The sequence below is a fragment of the Acetobacter lambici genome (assembly GCF_011516885.1).
GTDB classification, from domain to species: domain Bacteria; phylum Pseudomonadota; class Alphaproteobacteria; order Acetobacterales; family Acetobacteraceae; genus Acetobacter; species Acetobacter lambici.
Genome location: NZ_WOTD01000009.1, coordinates 15804 through 32034, shown reverse-complemented (window position 1 = coordinate 32034; position 16231 = coordinate 15804). Strand labels below are relative to the sequence as shown.

At 60.4% G+C, this 16231-nt stretch carries 15 protein-coding genes; 7 read left to right on the top strand and 8 right to left on the bottom strand.

Annotated elements, in window-relative coordinates; translation table 11 throughout:
- Positions 1-2 precede the first annotated feature (2 nt).
- From GOB86_RS06455 to GOB86_RS06445, 3 genes are read left to right on the top strand one after another with little or no spacing between them, the layout of a single operon-like run.
- The gene (locus tag GOB86_RS06455; protein WP_165991545.1) at positions 3-980 is read left to right on the top strand and encodes an N-acetylmuramic acid 6-phosphate etherase; all 978 of its coding nucleotides are present in this window, start codon (positions 3-5) and stop codon (positions 978-980) included.
- Positions 980-2008, top strand: a complete 1029-nt coding sequence (locus GOB86_RS06450) for an N-acetylglucosamine kinase (RefSeq protein WP_165991544.1) — start codon at positions 980-982, stop codon at positions 2006-2008. The genes GOB86_RS06455 and GOB86_RS06450 overlap by 1 nt, the downstream gene beginning before the upstream one ends.
- Entirely contained in the window at positions 2005-4269 is a 2265-nt protein-coding gene (locus GOB86_RS06445; protein WP_242012530.1) for a beta-N-acetylhexosaminidase, read from the top strand. Before GOB86_RS06450 ends, GOB86_RS06445 begins: the two co-directional genes overlap by 4 nt.
- Positions 4270-4296: 27 nt before the next feature.
- Here the strand turns inward: GOB86_RS06445 and GOB86_RS16365 are convergent, their stop codons facing one another.
- The 3 genes from GOB86_RS16365 to GOB86_RS06435 all read right to left on the bottom strand — a co-directional run bounded on the left by GOB86_RS16365 (position 4297) and on the right by GOB86_RS06435 (position 6645).
- Positions 4297-5400 (bottom strand): cation:proton antiporter domain-containing protein, encoded by a 1104-nt coding sequence (locus tag GOB86_RS16365; protein WP_253543769.1) that lies wholly within the window; start codon positions 5398-5400, stop codon positions 4297-4299.
- Entirely contained in the window at positions 5385-5996 is a 612-nt protein-coding gene (locus tag GOB86_RS16360; protein ID WP_253543770.1) for a cation:proton antiporter, read from the bottom strand. The genes GOB86_RS16365 and GOB86_RS16360 overlap by 16 nt, the downstream gene beginning before the upstream one ends.
- Positions 5997-6093: 97 nt before the next feature.
- Complete coding sequence (locus tag GOB86_RS06435) at positions 6094-6645, bottom strand: DUF4142 domain-containing protein (RefSeq protein WP_165991543.1); 552 nt, start codon at positions 6643-6645, stop codon at positions 6094-6096.
- A gap of 498 nt (positions 6646-7143) precedes the next feature.
- Here GOB86_RS06435 and GOB86_RS06430 point away from each other — a divergent pair, with 498 nt between their 5' ends.
- A complete protein-coding gene (locus GOB86_RS06430) occupies positions 7144-7641 on the top strand; it encodes a hypothetical protein (RefSeq protein WP_165991598.1) in 498 nt (165 codons plus the stop codon).
- A 26-nt stretch (positions 7642-7667) separates the two neighbouring features.
- Here the strand turns inward: GOB86_RS06430 and GOB86_RS06425 are convergent, their stop codons facing one another.
- The gene (locus tag GOB86_RS06425) at positions 7668-8573 is read right to left on the bottom strand and encodes a LysR family transcriptional regulator (RefSeq protein ID WP_165991542.1); all 906 of its coding nucleotides are present in this window, start codon (positions 8571-8573) and stop codon (positions 7668-7670) included.
- 143 nt (positions 8574-8716) lie between these two features.
- On the opposite strand from GOB86_RS06425, the gene GOB86_RS06420 reads away from it, so the two are divergent.
- Both GOB86_RS06420 and GOB86_RS06415 read left to right on the top strand, forming a co-directional pair.
- Positions 8717-9490, top strand: a complete 774-nt coding sequence (locus GOB86_RS06420) for an SDR family oxidoreductase (protein ID WP_165991541.1) — start codon at positions 8717-8719, stop codon at positions 9488-9490.
- Positions 9491-9727: 237 nt separating this feature from the next.
- On the top strand, positions 9728-11980 hold the full coding sequence (locus GOB86_RS06415; RefSeq protein ID WP_165991540.1) for a TonB-dependent receptor: 2253 nt from the start codon (positions 9728-9730) through the stop codon (positions 11978-11980).
- 41 nt (positions 11981-12021) lie between these two features.
- Here the strand turns inward: GOB86_RS06415 and GOB86_RS06410 are convergent, their stop codons facing one another.
- A complete protein-coding gene (locus GOB86_RS06410; RefSeq protein ID WP_165991539.1) occupies positions 12022-13155 on the bottom strand; it encodes an MFS transporter in 1134 nt (377 codons plus the stop codon).
- A gap of 188 nt (positions 13156-13343) precedes the next feature.
- Complete coding sequence (locus tag GOB86_RS06405) at positions 13344-13883, bottom strand: DUF1269 domain-containing protein (protein ID WP_165991538.1); 540 nt, start codon at positions 13881-13883, stop codon at positions 13344-13346.
- Positions 13884-14084: 201 nt separating this feature from the next.
- On the opposite strand from GOB86_RS06405, the gene GOB86_RS06400 reads away from it, so the two are divergent.
- Entirely contained in the window at positions 14085-14483 is a 399-nt protein-coding gene (locus tag GOB86_RS06400) for a hypothetical protein (protein WP_165991537.1), read from the top strand.
- 202 nt (positions 14484-14685) lie between these two features.
- Here the strand turns inward: GOB86_RS06400 and GOB86_RS06395 are convergent, their stop codons facing one another.
- Complete coding sequence (locus GOB86_RS06395) at positions 14686-15282, bottom strand: histidine phosphatase family protein (protein WP_165991536.1); 597 nt, start codon at positions 15280-15282, stop codon at positions 14686-14688.
- 7 nt (positions 15283-15289) lie between these two features.
- Positions 15290-16222, bottom strand: coding sequence for a ribose-phosphate pyrophosphokinase (locus tag GOB86_RS06390; RefSeq protein ID WP_165991535.1), 933 nt, complete (start codon positions 16220-16222; stop codon positions 15290-15292).
- Between the last annotated feature and the right edge of the window lie 9 nt (positions 16223-16231).

Sequence of the window (16231 nt, the reverse complement as noted above, 5' to 3'; positions counted from 1 at the left end):
CCATGACCACACAACAGAACCTACACCAGCCCCCCCGCACGGAAATGCAGGACCCACGTTATGACGGGCTGGATACATGGCCCACCAGTACGGTGCTGGAAAGTCTGCTGGAAAGCCAGCTTGCCGCAACAGCCGCCGTCAAATCCGCTCTGGTGGACATGGAGGCCGCCATTGCGCAGGCCGTCCCCCGGCTGGAGCGGGGCGGACGCCTGTTTTACGTAGGAGCGGGCACATCCGGCCGGATTGGTTTGCAGGACGGGGTAGAGCTTATCCCCACCTATGGCTGGCCCTCCGAAAAGCTGGTGCTGCTTCTGGCGGGGGGAGAGGCGGCCCTGTTCAGCCCCGTTGAGGGGGCGGAGGATGACGAGGACGAAGCCCAGCGCGCCATAACCAACTACACCCCCACCGCGGATGACGTGGTGATCGGCATTGCCGCAAGCGGGAACACCCCTTACACCTGCGCAGCCCTTGCCAGCGCGCGCTTTTGTGGCAGCCTGACCATTGGCCTGTCCTGCACCCCGGGCGCACGCCTGCTGGCCGAAACGGACATTGGCATTCTGACCGAAACCGGGCCGGAAGTCGTCGCGGGCTCCACACGCATGAAGGCTGGTACGGCCCAAAAAATCTGTCTCAACCTGCTCTCCACCACCCTGATGATCCGCCTTGGCCACACATGGCGGGGGCATATGGTGGACATGCGTATTGTTAACGCCAAGCTGGTGCACCGCGCCCTGCGCATGATTACCCAACTGACCGACTGCTCGGACGAGCAGGCACAGGCCGCACTGCTCAAGGCGGATGGGTCCATCAAACTGGCTATCTTGCTGCGGCAGGGGCTGGAACCCGCACAGGGGCGCATGCTGCTCCGCCTGTGCGACGGGCATTTACGCCGTGCGCTGGAACTGCTGGCCGTACAGGCCGCCCGTGGCGTTGGCCCCGCCATGCAGAACCACTCCCAGCCTGAGCCAACCGTGTTCTAATGCCCCAGACACAGACCATTCTGGCACTCGATGGCGGGGGCACCCACACACGGGTTGCCCTGATCACCCGCCATGATGCCCGCGTGCTGGCCCACGCCACCGGTCCCGGCTGCAACCCCTATGACCGGGCGGAATGGGCCAATAACCTGCATACCCTGCTGCGCGCACTCCCCCATACCGGCCTGTGTGCCGCCGTGCTGGGCATGGCCGGGTATGATGCAGCACGCCCCTCCTCCCACCAGCAGAGGGACGTGGCCCGCGCAGCCCTTGGGCCAGACATACCGCTGGAACTGGAAAACGACGTGCAGACCGCCCACCGTGGAGCCTTTGCCGGGGGGGCTGGCGTTTTTGTGCTGGCGGGCACCGGCTCCGTAGCACAGGCCAGCACACAGGACGGGCGCACTACCCGCGCAGGAGGCTGGGGCTGGCTGTTTGGTGATGAAGGGGGAGGCTACTGGATAGGCTGCCGCGCCCTTAACCACGCCGCCCGTTTTCTGGACGACCCAGACGTTACCTTTGCTCCTTTCGCACGGGCCGTGCTGCACACGCTGGGCCTGCCCACCCAAGGAGCCAACGCCCCGGACGCCCTGCGCGAATGGCTGCGCACGCGCGAACACCCACGCTCCGCCGTGGGAGATGTGGCAACAACAGTCCACTCTCTGGCCACCGCACATGACCCGCACGCCCTAGCCATACTGCACGCAGCCGGTACGCATCTGGCCGAACTGGCGCGCACGGCCTGCCACGGCCTTGGCACTGGCACTGGCACTGGCACTGGCACAACACCTGAACACGCATCTGTCCAGACCATGCCTGACCTGCCGTGGAGCTATGGCGGCAGTGTTATGAACAACCCTCTGGTCCGTGCCCGCGTGGCGGCAATGCTGGGCCAGCCCGCAACGCCCCCCACCCTGCCCCCGCTAGGCGGAGCCGCCCTGCGCGCCGCCCAACTGGCCGGATGGGAAGTGGACGCGGCATGGGTGCATGCTCTCTCACTCACACTCCTGGCGCAAAAAACACAGCCATGACCGCAGATTTTTTTAAACACATCTCAGCCAGAACCCTGCTCCTGTGCGGCCTTGCCCTGCTGGGCCCCCCCCCCTGCCCAACAGCATGGGCGCAAGGGGTAGCGGAACCACACGCCACCGATCTGCCCCCCGCCTTTGTGCGCAACATGGTGCGCGCGCCACTGGTCATGCCCGCCCCGGCTGTTTTGCAAACATCGGGGGCGGCCTTTGCCCTCCCCCAAAACCTGACTGTGCACTGGGACAGCCCACCCACCCCGCTTTTGCTGCGCGCGCTGGAGCGGCTACGCATGCGGGTCGGACTCCTTGCTGGCAGGCCCATAGACTTTACGCAATCTCCTCCCCAGCCGGGTGGGTTGGTGCTGAACATCCGCACAGCAAAAGACCCCGCATTCCCCGGTCCCGCCATGCAGGAGGGCTATACGCTGGACGTGGCCCCTACCGGCATAACCCTGACCGCCCAAGGCCCGGCAGGTGTGCTGCACGGCCTGACCAGCCTGAGCCAGCTTGTGCGGCAGGAACTGGATGGCCCGGTGCTAGCACAGGCCCATATTGAAGATACGCCCCGCTTTGCATGGCGCGGGCTTATGCTGGACACCAGCAGGCACTTCATGCCGCTGCCCGACCTGCTACGCCAGTTGGACGCCATGGAAATGGTCAAGCTGAACGTGCTGCATATTCACCTCTCCGATGGTGCGGCCTTCAGGGTAGAGAGCAAGGTTTTTCCACGCCTGCACACCATTGGCAGCCACGGCGAGTATTACACGCAGGAGCAGATCCGCCAGCTTGTGCGTGAGGCCACGGACCGGGGCATACGCGTGGTGCCCGAGTTTGATACACCGGGCCACAGCTACGCCATGCTGCTGGCCTACCCGCGTTACGCCGCCAACGCACCACTCAACACCACCGACCGGGCGGAGATCAACCGCGCAGCACTCGACCCCACAAACCCCGCTACATCAGGCTTTGTAAACGCCGTTTACGCCGAAATGGCCGCCCTGTTCCCCGACCCGGTGTTCCATATTGGCGGGGATGAGGTCGTGGCCAAACAATGGGCACAGTCAGCCCATATTGCAGCGTATATGAAGCAGCACCATGTGGCTTCCGTTGCGGCTTTGCAGGCGGACTATACCCGCCACGTGGCCAGCGCCCTGCGCCTGCGCGGCAAAACCGTCATGGGCTGGGATGAAGTGCAGGAAGCCGACATTCCCCCCGACACCATTATAGAAAGCTGGCGTGGCCCCGCCCACACCGCGCAGGCCACAGCAGCAGGCCACGATACGGTTATTTCCGGCCCCTATTATCTGGACCGCCTGCTCCCCGCGAGTGCCTATTACACCACAGACCCGCTGGACATGCGCAAGGATGCAGCCGAGGCACGGGCCGCCGCACAGACCACCGGCCCCACTCCGCCCGATGCCCTACCCCCGCCCCCCACCAGCACGGACAAGCCGGAGGACGCCCCACTCCCACCCCTGACGGATGCGCAAAAAACCCACGTGCTGGGAGCCGAAACCGCCCTGTGGGCCGAAGTTGTCTCCCCCGATATGCTGGACGGACGGGTGTGGCCACGGGCGGCGGCGCTGGCCGAGCGATTCTGGTCCGCACCAGAGCGCTGCAATGCCACAACCCTGTACCCCAGACTGGCCATTATGGCCGACCGGCTGGACCTTTTAGGCCTGAAGGCCCACGCCAACACCCAGCGCATGCTCGAACGGCTGGCACCGGGCGAGACGGAGGCCACAGACGTGCTGCTTAAAGCTGTCTCACCCGTGCGGAACTACGCGCATAATCATGAATTTTTGCAAATACGGCACAAACAGACCGCCACCTTGCAACAGCTTGGCACCCCGGCCGACATAGCCAGCCCTGACAGCTTTGAGGCCGAAACCTTTAATGCCGAGGCGCAGGCTTTTATTGCCGGTCATACCGAACTGCGCCATGACCTTGAAACCATGCTGACCCGCTGGGCCAATAACGACAGCGCATTTGCACAAGCCGCAGCCCATAACGCGGGGCTGACCCCGGCCCTGCCGGCCTCCGCCCAACTGGCCCGGCTGGCGCGCGCAGGTCTGGCCGCCCTGGGGGAAGGCCATACCCTGAACTGGCGGGAAAACGCACGCACAGCTCTGGCTGATGCCAAAAAGGACATTGCAGCCTCGGCCAGCATTCATGTTGTGACCAACACCCCCCAACCCGCGGGCGATCTGATCCAGCGGATTGTGCCGGGGGTGGAAGTGCTGCTGGATCAGGCCATACCGTAAGCGGGCTCTGCCGGGGCCGGGGTTAGCTCAGACCTCCCGCGGGAGGCGCTGGGCAAGAGCGTGGATAACTTCTTCCTCGTAATCCAGTTCTTCCTGAAGTTTCCATTCCGTCTGGTCATTAATTTCCTGCTGGGCGACCAGTTCGCGCATGGTCTGGCGCTCCGCACGCAGGATTTGCAGGCGCAGGGCCAGTTCCATGCGTGAATGCCTTATGGCGTTCCGCCGGTCCGCCTGCGTAATGCGCGGGGTTGCATCCTCCTGCTCCAGACGGCTCTGGTAGAGCTTGGTCAGGCGGTCGATCACCTCCAGCCGGGCGGCCTCCAGTGCGGCCTTTTCCTCCTCGGTTTCGGGCGGGGTTTCTATGGCGGGCACGGTTTCCGCCTTGTGCAGCAGGTCAAGGGCTGCGCGCAGCAGCTTCTGGCGGGCCATGTTTTCCTCCTGCGCGCTTTTGTCCACCAGTTCGGCAGGGATGAACTTAAGGCACAAAGGAATAATCACGCTGGCAACAAGCAGGGAGAGGACAATCACCCCCGCCGCGATCACCACCACAGGCTCACGCGTGGGGAAAGACATGGTACCATCCTCCCCCGTTGGCAGGGACAGCACCGCTGCCAGCGTAACCGCGCCGCGCACGCCAGCAAAGGTCAGCAGCAGGCTGGCCGCAAGCCCCGTAGGGTCAAACGGTATGTGGTTGATCCGCGCCGAAGCCCAGCGGCAGGCAATGGACAGCCAGATGCCCACAAAGCGCATGACCAGCATAATGCCGTAAATTTCCACCACCAGCAGGCCAAGCCGCCACATGCCCACATGCCGCGCCAGCACCAGACTATGCGCACTTTGCAGCAGGCTGGGCAGTTGCAGCCCTAAAAACAGGAAGATCAGCGCATTAAAAACATAGCTGACCATGGTCCACACCGTGGTCGATTGCAGGCGCGTGGTGGTGGAAGCATCCTCGATAATGCCCGAGAGCTTGACCACCATGCAGCCCGCAACGGCGGCCAGAATGCCCGAGCACCCCACAGCCTCAGCCAGAGCATACATCAAGAACGGCAGCAAAAGTACCAGCACGATCTGGGACTGTGTCTCATCATACCCTGAGCGGGTGAGCATCTTGTTCAGTCGCGCGGCCACCCATGCGCCACCACGGCGCCAATGGCCAGCCCCCCGCACGCCACCAGCATGAATGTGCCAAATGCCTGCTGGTAGGAGAACTCACCCGTAAGCGCATCCGCCATGGCAAAGCGGAAGCAGACAAGACCCGATGCATCGTTAAACAGCGCCTCGCCCGACAGAAGCTGCAACAGCCTTGTGGGGACGCGCCTGCCCTTGATCAGGCTGGACACGGCAACCGTATCCGTGGGGGAAAGGGCCGCCGCCAGCGTAAAACAGACCGGCAGGGTTAAAACCGGCAGAATCCAGTGAATGGCGTATCCGCACAGCAGGGTGCTGAGCACCACCAGCCCAAAAGCCAAAAACAGGATTGGCCCACGCAACTGCCCGAATTCGCGCAGCGGCATACGAAATGCATCCGCGAACAGAAGAGGGGGCAAAAACACGAACATGAACAGTTCGGGGTGCAGGCGTACATTCATGCCCGCAAGCCCGGCCCCCACGCCCAGCGCAATCAGAATAACAGGTTGCGGCACCTTCTGGCGGAACCGCAGGGTGAGCAGGCTGCTGACGGCAGTCAGCAGGAGCAGCAGCAGAATGATTTCGATTGTCAGCATGGTGCATGCCCTTTGCGGGGCTTCATGTTTTTGTGCAAGCAATTATCAACTTGAAGCCACATAAAGGGCTGCATGCGTCTGGCGCGCGCCGCTGTGCTTAGTGCATAACAGTCTGATAATCAGCCAATCTGGTCTGCACGTCCCGCGCAATTGTGACCAGATCAGGATTTTTGGATGTGGCGATCAGGCTGGCAAGCACCGGCTTGATTTTAGCATGCGCAGCAGCAAAGTAGCGGATATAGCGTTTGTCAAACGCTGCACCCTGCCAGTGCTGCAAACGATCAATCTGCTTTTGCTCGGCAGGCAGGGGCTGGGCTGGCAGGGTCAGGCCATGGGCGGTGGCAACCTTGGCGAGCCGGGTCTGCATGGCAGTCAGATCCTTGGCTATGGTTTCACCCAGCACAGCAATATCGCTCCGCGCGGCATGGGTTCTGGCGGCGTTGGCCGCGGCAATCTGGGTCAGGTCCAAGGCGTTGAGCTTTTGCACAAACACGGCATCCGCCGCACTGAACGGGGCGGGTTTTGCCAATGCGGGCAAGGGCGGAGCCGCAGGCTGTTCGGGCGTAATATAGGCACACCCGCCAAGCCCGACCAGCATGAGCATGAGGGGAGAGAGCGCACGCGCCTTATGGCGGAACAGGAACGACATAACCGGCAGTTCTCCCTTACAGGGGCCAAAAGCGGTGTGGCTGGCACACCCAATATTAAAAACAGTGTTTGCAACAGGCAGACAGGCAGACAGCACTTGTAATTTTTACATCCGAAACAGATGCCATGCCCATGTAGCCATATACACTATGATGAAAGCATATAACACGGAAGGCAAGACCGGGATGGACGCATTTATTTGCAACAAACCCCACAAGGATGATCTGGCCCACGCCCGATTTATAATGGCGGCAACCGCACACTTTACTGGTTAGGATATATTTTACACTTGGTTTGCGCCTTGCATCCTGCGCACAGAACACAGTAGGCTTATAGCGGAAGGTATGCCGTGCGGAGGCATGCGCCAGGTCTGGCTGTTGGGATATTCCGTTACATGAACTGTCGTCTTTTTAGCATCCTTGCTGTTTCCTCCCTCTCTTTGGGGTTGAGCGGATGCGGCTATTTTGACTCGCGCGCAGCGCATAAGGCGCAGGTCACCATGATCGGCATGACATCATACGACCTGCAAGCCTGCGCCGGTCTGCCGTCTGCCACCAAACAGGTGAACGATACCACCCAGATTTTTGTCTATAATGGCACACAGCCGCAGCCCAGCTACGGCGGCTCCACGCTTATTCCCATTGGGGATATTATGACAACCGTGGGCCAGCTTGGTGGCGGTGGGGGCACCACCTGCTCTGCCGTGATCCGGCTGGACCACGACCGGGTGGCCGACGTGCATTACACCGGCAACAATGATGAACTGATTGGCACGGACGGGATCTGCTCCATTATTACCCGCGGCTGCTCCCGCCAGCCTGAAGGCACAATGAACAAAAACACCGGCAGCCTGCTGTTTGGCCCGGTTTCCGCCTTCCATGAGCCCAACGGTCCCAACCAGTCGCCCGGCTCCACCTATTCCTCCCAGTCTGGCACGGTCCAGCTTAACCCGGCCCCCAATTCCACCAACCCGGTTATTATCCCCCGCATGCCATAAGGCCACATGCCGCGCGCAGGGGCAGATTAGCGCAGATGGGGGGTCAAAAGCCCTTCCAGCCAACCCGCGAACACCTGCAGGCGGGAGGAGAGATGCCGCCTGTGGGGGTATAAAAGACTGACCGGCATGGCGGGCGCGCACCACTGGGGCAGGACCACACATAACTGCCCGCTCTGCACAAGGGGGCGCACATCATACCCCGGTACCTGAATAAGCCCCAGCCCCGCCAGACAGCAGGCGATCTGTGTTTCCGCACTGTTGACCGTAACAGGGCCGGGCAGGTCCAGCGTATGGAGTTGCTCGTCCTCCTCCCACTCCCATGCCTCCACCCGCCCGTTGGCGGGGGACATGTAGCGCACGGCCACATGCCCATCATGCGCCAGATCAGCCGGAGTCTGGGGTATGCCGTGGCGGGCAAGGTAGGCCGGACTTGCCACGTTGAGCAGGGTCATCCACCCCATACGCCGTGCGATCAGCCCTGAATCGTGCAGCGTGCCAACCCTTAGCACGCAGTCCAGCCCTTCCTCCGTTAGGTTGACCGGTCTGTCCGTTACCCCCATCTCCAGCTGTATGCCCGGATGGGCGGCTACAAACTCCGGCAGGGCCGGGGCCACAATCAGGCGGCCAATTCGGGCAGGCAGGTTAACCCGCAGCACCCCGCGCACATGCCCGCGCTCGCGGCGGAACAGGTCCTCCGCCTCGTCCATATCCGCCACCAGCCTTACACAATACTCGTAAAACGCATGCCCATCCGGCGTTGGGGTAACCGAGCGGGTGGTGCGGGCCAAAAGCCTAGCCCCCACGCGCGCCTCCAGCGCCTGCACGGCGGTGGATACGGTGGAGCGTGGCTGGCCCAGTGTTTCCGCCGCACGGGTAAAGCTGCCCGTCTCCACCACCCGCGCGAATATGCGGCACTGATCTATACGGTCCATTGGCCCGCCCTTATCCAATATTGTTCGCAAAGTCTGACAGGTCTTATCATATATGAGAGCTTTATTGCATTTTTGGCGATGATACTGTGCAGACAGTAAAGACAGGCCTACACCTATTTGCCCCAATACAAGGCGAGACAGATATGACCACACACAGCATTGCAGGAAAAACCGTGCTTATTACAGGCGGGGCCAAAAACCTTGGCGGAATGATCGCCTGTGACCTCGCCCGGCAGGGCGCCAAAACAATTATTATTCATTACCATAGCCCGGCTGGCGAGGCCGATGCGCAGGCCACTCTCAAGGCCGTGCGGACTGTGGGCTCACATGCACTCGCCATTCAGGCAGACCTGACTCAACCCGGATCCATAGCCGAACTATTTGAAAAAACTGTAGAGGCTACCGAGGGTTTAGACATTGCCATTAACACCGTGGGCAAGGTGCTTAAAAAACCCATAGCCGACACCACGGACGAAGAGTTTGACGCCATGTTTGCCGTTAATACAAAAGTGGCGTTCCAGTTTATCCGCGAAGCCGGAAAACACCTGAACGACAACGGCAAGCTCCTGAGCATTGTCACCTCCCTGCTGGGGGCATACACCCCGTTCTACAGCACCTATGCTGGCTCCAAGGCAGCCGTTGAACACTTTACACGCGCAGCCTCCAAGGAACTGGGCGCACGCGGCATTTCGGTCAACGCCATTGGTCCCGGCCCCATGGACACGCCGTTCTTTTATGGGCAGGAAGCACCCGAAGCCGTGGCTTACCACAAGACGGCGGCAGCTCTTTCCTCCTTCAGTCACACAGGGCTGACAGATGTGGAGGACATTGTGCCGCATGTGCGCTTTATGGTGTCCGATGGCTGGTGGATGACCGGGCAGACCATTCTGGTCAATGGTGGCTACACCACAAAATAATCCGATTTTACAGGTTTTTTTTGCAGGCACCTCCCTTTACCGGCAATACCGGGGGGAGGTGTTTGCATTTGGGCCTTGCCTGTGAGCCCGCTCTTTTGGCCACCCTGCCATGCGTTGCACAAATGCAACAGACAGCTTGCCGGATTATGGCAACGTCCATAATTTGATTGTTATGTTATAATATAACCAATAGCTATGCGGCCCTTGGCTCAACTCCAATTCAGGCGGCATGCAATTATGACCTACCGACCATCTGGTCTTCTCCTCTGCTCTTCCTTTTTGAGCAGCCTGCTGGCAACTGGCCATGCAGCAGCAGCCCAGACGGCCACGACCACCACGCAGGTCACAGCCCCAACCAGCACCAGCACCAGCACCAGCACCAAAGCCGCCACAAAAACCCCGGTGCGCAAAGGGACGGAAACCGTGCAGGTTATTCCCCAGACCACCACGCATGAGGCAGAGCAGGTTATTGTGACCGCGCATCTGGACCGCGCCCGCTCCGAGCTTTCCCCCACCACGGGGGCCAGCGTGTACCGCTTTAGCCGTCAGGCGCTGGAAAACATTCCCGGTGGGGATAACGCACCACTTAATCAGGTCCTTTTGCAAGCTCCCGGCGTAGCACAGGACAGTTATGGGCAGATTCACGTCCGTGGTGACCATAACGAGGTACAGTTCCGCCTTGATGGCGTGCAACTCCCCGAAGGGCTGAATGTGTTTGGTCAGGCACTCATGACACGCTTTGCCGATAACATGTCCCTCACCACAGGGGCACTACCCAGCCAGTTTGGGTTCCTTCAGGCCGCTGTGGTGGACATTACCACCAAAAACGGCACCACCAATGCAGGGGGTAACCTGTCTATTTACGGTGGGGCACGGGATTACTTTTTTCCTTCCCTGCAATATGGTTTTCATAAGGGAAAGTGGGATTTCTTTGCCACGGCGGACTTTGTGCATGACCGGGTCGGCATTGAGAACACCACAGGGTCGTTCAACGCGCCGCATGACCTGAGCAACCAGTACCACTTTTTGGGTCACACCCGTTACACAGTGGATGAAGACACGCGCATAAGCCTGATTGCAGGTATTTCCAACGCGGAATATCAGTTGCCCAACAATCCGGGCCAAACATGGCAATCCGGCTACACACCCCCCGCAGGCTCCATAACCAGCAGCGATAGCCTGAATGAGCACCAAAAACAGATTACCGACTTTGCAGTGCTCGCCCTGCAAAAGGAAGTTGGTGCATTCAGCCTACAGGATTCCGTATTTACCCGGTACAGCTCCCTGCGTTATTCCCCCGACCCGGTGGGGGATCTGCTCTATCTGGGCAATGCCCAGCAGGCGGCCCGGTCGGTTTTTTCCACCGGCACGCAACATGACGTAACATGGCACGCAGCACGCGACCACACCGTGCGCTTTGGCCTTCAGGCCTTTGTGGAGCGCAATGTTTCCAAAACAACGTCCAACGTCATCAACACCCAGACCAACCTGCCCGTAACCCTGCATGATGGAAGCGGCAAAACAGGCATGGTCTATGGCATTTACGCACAGGACGAATGGCAACCCCTGCGCAACCTGACCATAAACTACGGCCTGCGCTTTGATGGTGTGAGCGAATACACAGCCGAACACCAGTTTAGCCCGCGCGTGAACGTTGTGTGGAAACCGTGGCACGGCGGCACCTTGCATGCAGGGTATTCGCGCTACTTTACGCCCCCACCGTTTGAGGTTGTCAGCACCACCTCGCTCACCCAGCTTGCAAACACAACAGCCGCTCCCAACTCCACCACAAACAGCAAGGTCCGAGCCGAGCGCGACCACTATTTTGATGCGGGTTTTGACCAGACCATTCTGCCCGGCTGGCATGTAACATTCGACGCCTACTACAAACTGGCCAAAAACCTGATTGATGAGGGCCAGTTTGGCGCCCCCATTATTCTGAGCGGCTTTAACTACCGCCACGGGCAGGTAAACGGGTATGAGGTCAGCACCTCCTACGACCGTGGCCCCCTCTCCCTTTACGGCAATTTTGCATGGTCACGCGCCATAGGTAAAAAAATTACCAGTGCCCAGTTCAACTTTGATCAAGGAGAGCTCAATTACATCAGCAACCACTGGGTCCATCTGGACCACGACCAGCGCTGGACGGCCTCCGCTGGGGCTGCCTATACGTTCTTCCACAAAACCCGCGCTCCCCTGCGCCTGTCTGCCACCATGGTGTATGGCAGCGGCCTGCGCGCGGATGACGAGGCAAATGGCATACCCAATGGTCTTGCGTTAACGCCTTACGCCACCGTCAATTTTTCCGCCGTGCAGACCATCCACAACACCTTTGGCAAGGCATGGCAGGGCGATACGCAACTGCGGCTGGATGTGATCAATCTGGGTGATCATACCTACATGCTGCGCGATGGCTCGGGCATTGGTGTGGGCGCGCCCCAATACGGCCTGCGCCGGACCATTCTGTGCGGGATTTCACAAGGGTTTTAAACCACGGGGGCGGGCGGGGACATACCCTGCCCGCTCATCCCTTATTTTGCAGGCCTGACAACAAACCGCCCAGCCGCCAGCACCAGCAGGGCCAGCACGGCAATGCCCGCACTCCAGGCCAGAACCGCATAAGCCCCGGCCGAGCCCAGAACCACCCCACCACACAAGGCCCCGGCACCAATACCCGCGTTAAAGCCGGTCACACTAAACGAACATGCGGCCTCACGCTCGTTGGGGGCCAGTTCCATGGCGTAGTTCTGTGGCGCCATGTTCATGAACGCACTCACAATCCCCCACACGACCATATCCACCCAGACCAGACCGGGCAGCCAGCCCGCCGCCACCATAACCCCATGGCTGGCAACAAGTGCCGCCGTTGCCATACCGATCAGGCGACCAGCCGAGCAGGGTAGACGCGCCCCCACCCAGTTGCCGCCAATCCCCGCAACACCATAAACCAGCAGCAGAACGGGAATAAGCTGTTCAGGACTGTGCGGAATGCTCTGCAATAGCGGAATAACGTAGGTGTACGCCGTAAAATGCGCGGTAATAACCAGCATTGTCAGCACCGCAATATAAGCAAAAACCGGCTGGCGGAGCAGACGCCACAGATCAAGGTGCCTGCGCTGGGCGGGCATGGGGGGCAGCAGCACCAGCGCTGCGGCAAACACCACCAGCGCCCCAACGCCACAGGTCGCAAAATCTGCACGCCAGCCCAGCCACTGCCCAATGGCGGACACAAGGGGAATACCCCCCGCAAACCCCACGGCAACCCCCGTAAAGGCCCAGCCCGTGGCCCGCGCCACAGGAATGTCCGGGGCCAGCCGAACCGCAACCCCCGCAATAACCGACCAGAAAATACCATGCCCAAGTGCCAGCACCACACGTAGCACGGCCATGACCGCATAATTGGTCACAAAGGCGCAGGCCACATCCACACTGCCAGCCAGCAGCAGAAGGCTGGCAACAAGGGTCCGCCGGTCCACGCCAGAGGTCAGCAGGGTCAGGGGGATGGCGGTCAACGCCACCAGCCAGGCGTAACCCGTAACCAGCAGCCCCACTCTGGCGGGGGAAACTTGCAGCCCCTGCGCAATATCGGTCAGCAGCCCAATGGGCATAACCTCCGTCACTAGCCAGATAAACGCTCCGACCGAGAGCATGACAAGACGTACCATGGCAGCGCAACCCGACATAAAGGAAAAGAGGCAAACCTGCCCCTACTATGCCACGCCAGCGCGCACAACAACGCGCCAGATTAAACTCCACCCACTGGCCCACACACCCAACACTCCCCACAAAAAAGGGCTGGTGGACATACGCCCACCAGCCCCGACTTGCACCCGGAAGTCAGATTTTACCCGGTTTATGCCACCGGCTGTGCGGGAGCGGCTGCGTCGCCCAGAGCAGCCTTGAGCCTTGCTTCTGCTTCGGGGGAGAGGGAGGTCTGCAAAATACGGGAATGGCCCTTGAACTTTTGCAGATCAGCCAGAACCTTGTCCGGCTGGGACTTGCGCACCAGCACAAACAGGGCGGAAGTGTTGGGGGGAATGGTGTCACTCAGTTTGGTAATAAACCCGTCATCAATCCCGTAATCGGACATTTTGCCTGCCAGAGCGCCCGCGCCAGCCCCAACCGCGCTGCCAATTACAAAGCCTGCCAGCGGGTTAAGGCACAAAAGCCCCACAACAGCGCCCCAGAACCCGCCAGAGAACAGCCCCCATGATGCCCCCGCCTTTTCCAGATTAATGCTCTGGTGCAGATGCGCCTTGCCATTGGCATCGCGCGTGACCACAACGGCATCTTCCAGGTCCAGCAGGTATTCCTTCTGGAGTGTGCGGCATTCGCTCAGCACCTTGGCTGCGTCATCAATATGGTCAAAGCCCAGCACGATCAGATCAGACATGGTATTTCCTTGCTTTTGTGGCCCGCCCCCAAACGGGGTCAGCCACGTGTACCATCCATAATGTAGGGAGCGGCCCAGACCTTTGCCAGAGCGCTACACACAGGGCTGCCAGATGTTTTTTATTTAATCTTTTACCACGCAACTCCACCAGCCCACGGCCCGTTGCAGAGGTATCTCCTTTTTTAACAACAGGGGGCTACCATGACATTCCTTAACTCAGTCACCAATGCCATCACGCATGTGGGGGACTTCATTACCGGTGCCACGTCCGACAAATCCGGTCTGATGACCGCCCTGAACGAGGTGCTCGGCCCCATCCCCCGACCGGACCGGCCCAGCAAGCTGGAAAAACGCGCACAGGCCATGGGCATGATCAGCTCTGTCCGCCGCTGGCAGAGTGCGCCCCACAGCCCACCCGCAACCGAGGCGGAAGTGCGCGGGTTCTTTTTGCAAGAAGAACTGGACTGGTTTTCCGAACAGACGGGCCTGTCCGATCTGGCGACCATGCGGATGATCCGCCAGATGCTGCCGCAATGCGTCAGACTCCGGGCCATCCATGACCCATCCCTTTTTCCGCAACCGCCCACAGTGCGGGAATAAAGGGCAACAATACCTTAAAGCGGTGTGGTGGCCCAACATCTGGCTCCACACCGCGCATGGCGGCCAGCCGGAGCACAATGCTGCATGAGCCCGGCAGCATGCCAGATTTGGCGCAACACTCCATGCAGACGTTCAGACGTTCAGACGTTCAGACGTTCAGACGTTCAGACGTTCAGACGTTCAGACGTTCAGACGTTAACAATCAGGGAAGTTCGCTCAGAGTCCAGCCCGTATGTGCCTCATGCACGGCACTAAGCGGAATGGCGTTGGGCAGGCGCACATTGGCCGGTAGGGCCATGACCGCGCGTAGCGCCCGGAACAGCGCGCCATGGGCGACAACAAGTGGCAGTCCATCCTGCTCGGTAGCACGGTTGAGCGCGCGGGCCGCACGACTTTTGAGCTCGGCAAACCGCTCTGCACCCGGGGGCGTGTACTGCTCGGCTATCCAGTCATCATACCAGTCGGCAATTGGCTGGCCTTCCTGCTCGCCAAAACAGACTTCTGCCAGATCATCATCCACACTCAGCGGGAGCAGCGGCAGACCGTGTGCCACCAGTTCGTCACGCACAATGGTGGCGGTCCGGTGGGCACGTTCAAGGGGGGAGCAGACAATACGGGTAATGGCACCCGCCCCTTGGGCTCGCACAGCCTGCTCAATAAGCCTGCCTGCCTCCACCGCCTGTTCAATCCCGGTCTCGTTCAAAGGCACATCCGTGCGCCCTTGCGAAAGACCGGCCCTGTTCCAGTCCGTCTGACCGTGCCGTAGATACCAGTATGGACGGGGGAGAAGCACGGTCATCACACCTTCAGTCAAACAGGGAGGATACGGAGCTTTCGTCCGAGACGGCACGCATGGCGCGTGCCAGCAGGCCGGAAATGGTGATCTGGCGGATATTGCTGGCCGCCATGACCGGTGCCGTGGCCTGAATACTGTCTGTCAGGGTCAGCATTTCAATCGGAGAATCGGCAATACGGGGCACAGCCTGCCCGGTCAGCACACCGTGGGTCACATAAGCCCCAACCGATGCCGCACCCTGTTTGGCAATGGCGCGCGCCGCGTTGCACAGTGAGCCGCCGCTATCCACAATGTCATCCACCAGCAGGCAGTGGCGGCCGCTTACATCCCCGATCACGTTCATGACCTCGGACACGCCTGCGCGTTCACGCCGTTTATCAATGATCGCCAGATCGGTGTTCAGCCGCTGGGCAAGCTGGCGTGCACGCACAACCCCGCCCACATCGGGGGAGACAATCATAAGGTCACGGTCGCCGTACTGGGCGCGAATGTCGCGCACAAACAGCGGGGCCGCATACAGATTGTCCACCGGAATATCAAAAAAGCCCTGAATCTGCATGGCGTGCAGGTCCAGTGTCAGCACACGGCTTGCCCCGGCTTCCACCAGAAGGTTGGCGACCAGCTTGGCGCTAATGGGCGTGCGTGGGCCGGATTTGCGGTCCTGACGGGCATAGCCGAAATACGGAATAACCGCCGTAATACGTTTGGCCGACCCACGACGCAGCGCGTCGAGCATGATCAGCAGTTCCATCAGGTTGTCATTCGTGGGCGTGCAGGTGCTCTGGATGACAAACACATCCTCGCCGCGCACGTTTTCATGAATTTCAACAAACACTTCCATGTCCGCAAAGCGGCGCACGGTTACGTTACACAGGGGCAGGTTCAGCTCTGCGGCAACGGCCTGGGCCAGTGGCAGGTTGCTGTTACAGGCGACGATTTTCATGACAAGGAC

Coding starts and splice junctions, on each gene's coding strand:
- GOB86_RS06420 (WP_165991541.1), top strand. CDS start 8,717: ATGACCACACACAGCATTGCAGGAAAAACCGTGCTTATTACAGGCGGG.
- GOB86_RS06450 (WP_165991544.1), top strand. CDS start 980: ATGCCCCAGACACAGACCATTCTGGCACTCGATGGCGGGGGCACCCAC.
- GOB86_RS16360 (WP_253543770.1), bottom strand. CDS start 5,996: ATGCTGACAATCGAAATCATTCTGCTGCTGCTCCTGCTGACTGCCGTC.
- GOB86_RS06425 (WP_165991542.1), bottom strand. CDS start 8,573: ATGGACCGTATAGATCAGTGCCGCATATTCGCGCGGGTGGTGGAGACG.
- GOB86_RS06445 (WP_242012530.1), top strand. CDS start 2,005: ATGACCGCAGATTTTTTTAAACACATCTCAGCCAGAACCCTGCTCCTG.
- GOB86_RS06430 (WP_165991598.1), top strand. CDS start 7,144: ATGATCGGCATGACATCATACGACCTGCAAGCCTGCGCCGGTCTGCCG.
- GOB86_RS06415 (WP_165991540.1), top strand. CDS start 9,728: ATGACCTACCGACCATCTGGTCTTCTCCTCTGCTCTTCCTTTTTGAGC.
- GOB86_RS06395 (WP_165991536.1), bottom strand. CDS start 15,282: ATGACCGTGCTTCTCCCCCGTCCATACTGGTATCTACGGCACGGTCAG.
- GOB86_RS06400 (WP_165991537.1), top strand. CDS start 14,085: ATGACATTCCTTAACTCAGTCACCAATGCCATCACGCATGTGGGGGAC.
- GOB86_RS06435 (WP_165991543.1), bottom strand. CDS start 6,645: ATGTCGTTCCTGTTCCGCCATAAGGCGCGTGCGCTCTCTCCCCTCATG.
- GOB86_RS06410 (WP_165991539.1), bottom strand. CDS start 13,155: ATGGTACGTCTTGTCATGCTCTCGGTCGGAGCGTTTATCTGGCTAGTG.
- GOB86_RS06390 (WP_165991535.1), bottom strand. CDS start 16,222: ATGAAAATCGTCGCCTGTAACAGCAACCTGCCACTGGCCCAGGCCGTT.
- GOB86_RS06455 (WP_165991545.1), top strand. CDS start 3: ATGACCACACAACAGAACCTACACCAGCCCCCCCGCACGGAAATGCAG.
- GOB86_RS06405 (WP_165991538.1), bottom strand. CDS start 13,883: ATGTCTGATCTGATCGTGCTGGGCTTTGACCATATTGATGACGCAGCC.